Source organism: Microcoleus sp. Pol7_A1, assembly GCF_036701085.1.
GTDB lineage: Bacteria > Cyanobacteriota > Cyanobacteriia > Cyanobacteriales > Microcoleaceae > Microcoleus > Microcoleus asticus.
This window is the reverse complement of record NZ_JAUBQD010000144.1, coordinates 1-2,556: the sequence shown is the minus strand read 5'-3', so window position 1 is coordinate 2,556 and position 2,556 is coordinate 1. Positions and strand designations below refer to the sequence as shown.

1 protein-coding gene is annotated in these 2,556 nt (G+C 42.4%); it reads left to right on the top strand.

Annotated elements, in window-relative coordinates; genetic code table 11:
- Positions 1 to 691: 691 nt before the first annotated feature.
- A complete protein-coding gene (gene ltrA, locus QUA20_RS31550) occupies positions 692 to 2,470 on the top strand; it encodes a group II intron reverse transcriptase/maturase (protein WP_333194272.1) in 1,779 nt (592 codons plus the stop codon).
- The last annotated feature ends 86 nt before the right edge of the window (positions 2,471 to 2,556 follow it).

The following is a 2,556-nucleotide window of genomic DNA, read 5'->3' as shown; positions in this document are numbered from 1 at the left end:
AAGTGCGATTCGTTCTGGAGAAACCCATTTCTTGGGGGGATTCCAGGCTTTAGTAGAGTAACCCTTATGGGGCTGAGTCCGCACTTTAATCCTCTACTAATGACAACTTGATATCCATGTAAGTGAGGTTCTCAAAGAACCAATTCTTACTGCCCTGGTGCGGGGTTAAAAGCACATAAACTACCAGTAATGGTAGCCCCTACAGAGAAGACTGACTATCAAATCTGTAAAGCGGGGATGAAAGCGGTTAATGGTGGTAATTGCTGAAAGCACCAACTGCAAGCAAGAGTTTATGGGGAGAGTAAACGAAGTGTCGTTGAGCCATCGTCAGATCTCACCAAGGGATATAAGCTTGTGTTTCGGACACACCTTGGGCTGGAAATAACTGGCATGGGGTTTGGACTGTTAGGATCTTGCAACCGAAGCAGCGTACCTCCTAGACCCCCGGTGGATAGACACCCTCTAAAGACTCAAAACAATGGATATCAGGAACGAAATAACCCAAATTATAGTTCCTATAGTGGTCGATATGTAGGTAAGCAGTCAAGCTAAAAGCTTTATTTGGGAGGGATGGGTTAAAAAGCAAAAGCCTAGACCGAAATAACGGTCAAAGCCTGAAAAGGGATGGAGTAATGTCCGGGATAAGCAGACGTAACCCGCAATGTGTCTGTATATAGGGGTGTAAATAGCAATGAATAAGCCTAAATCAGATTCAACATTGAATACTGAGGGATGGAAGACTATCAACTGGCGACAAGTCGAGCGATATGTTTTTAAGTTGCAAAAACGCATCTATGCCGCTTCACGTTGTGGTGATATTCAACGAGTTCGCAAACTCCAGAAAACCCTAATGAGGTCTTGGTCTAATAGGGCATTAGCGGTAAGAAGGGTAACACAAGACAACCAGGGAAAAAAGACCGCAGGAGTGGATGGGATTAAATCACTATCCCCAGCAGCACGTCTTGACTTGGTGAAAGGTCTATTCATTAACGGTAAATCCAAACCTACACGGAGGATATGGATACCAAAACCAGGGAAAACCGAATTTAGACCGCTCTCGATACCCACTATTTTTGACCGTGCCTTACAAGCGGTAGTGAAAGCTACCCTTGAACCGGAATGGGAGGCTCGTTTTGAGCCATCAAGCTACGGTTTTCGACCCGGTAGGTCATGCCATGATGCTATCAAACATATCAAAAACTGCATAGTATCAAAATCTAAATTTGTTTTAGATGCAGATATCTCGCAGTGTTTTGACCGAATAGATCAGGAAGCATTACTTCTGAAATTAAACATGAACGGTTCAGTCAGGCAACAAATCAAAGCTTGGCTCAAATCGGGAGTGATAGATTCAGGAAAATTTGCAGCTACCACGGCTGGAACACCACAAGGCGGTGTAATTTCGCCATTATTGGCATCCATCGCCTTACATGGATTAGAAAGCCTGATAAACCAAGAGTTTCCTGTCAATTCAGCCGGGAAAATTAGAGGGGCTAAAAGCAAATTTGGCTGCGAAATATCTGGCGTAACCTGTATTAGGTACGCCGACGATTTTGTGGTTTTAAATGAATCCTTAACGGTCATTAAGAGGTGTGAGGAATTAATCAAAGATTGGCTCAAAGGTATTGGCTTAGAATTGAAACCAGAAAAGACGCGAATAGCACATACGCTATACTCCCATTTAAGTGAAGATGGTCAACCAGGATTTGATTTTTTGGGACATCATATTCAACAGATAAAAGTGGGAAAATACCGAGACAATAAAAATAGTCAAGGTAAAAAACTTGGTTTCATCACCCTCATTACCCCTTCTAAAAAGGCAATTGAGGCTCATAAACATGAGATGAAAAGTATCATCACAAAACACAGGTCACGTTCTCAAGCAGAACTAATTAAAAACCTTAACCCTATTATCAGGGGATGGACTTCATATTATAGAGTCTCAGATGCTGGAACTACTGGGGACTTCTCCTACTTAGATAGGATTACTTATCTTCGGCTGAGAAGATGGGCTAAAAGACAGACTGGGAGCATTAATTTAGGTCATCAAAAATACTGGCACACCATAGGCGATAACCATTGGGTATTCACCACTAGGTCAGAAAGTAATCCTTTACGGTTACTAACACATATCGAATTTCACTCCAGTGTGAACGATTATGTTAAAGTTCGCGGTGATAAAAGTCCTTTTGATGGTGACTTAATTTACTGGAGTTTAAGACTAAGCAAACACCCTGAGATGCCTACTACGAAAGCGAAGCTTCTCAAACAACAACAGGGTAAATGTGCTTGGTGTAATTTGCATTTTCAAGAAGGCGATTTATTGGAAATTGACCATATTAAACCCATTTCCTGTGGAGGTAAGAAGGAATGGCAAAATCTCCAATTATTACATCGTCATTGCCACGATGATAAAACTGCCAATGATGGCAGATTGAAGACCCATATTGACAAAATGGAAGCACATTGAGTAGCCGTGTGCCGGGAAACTGGCAAGCACGGTTTCGGACGGGAGGGGTGGAATAGTAATGTTCCCCTCGACCCTCTCAATAGGAC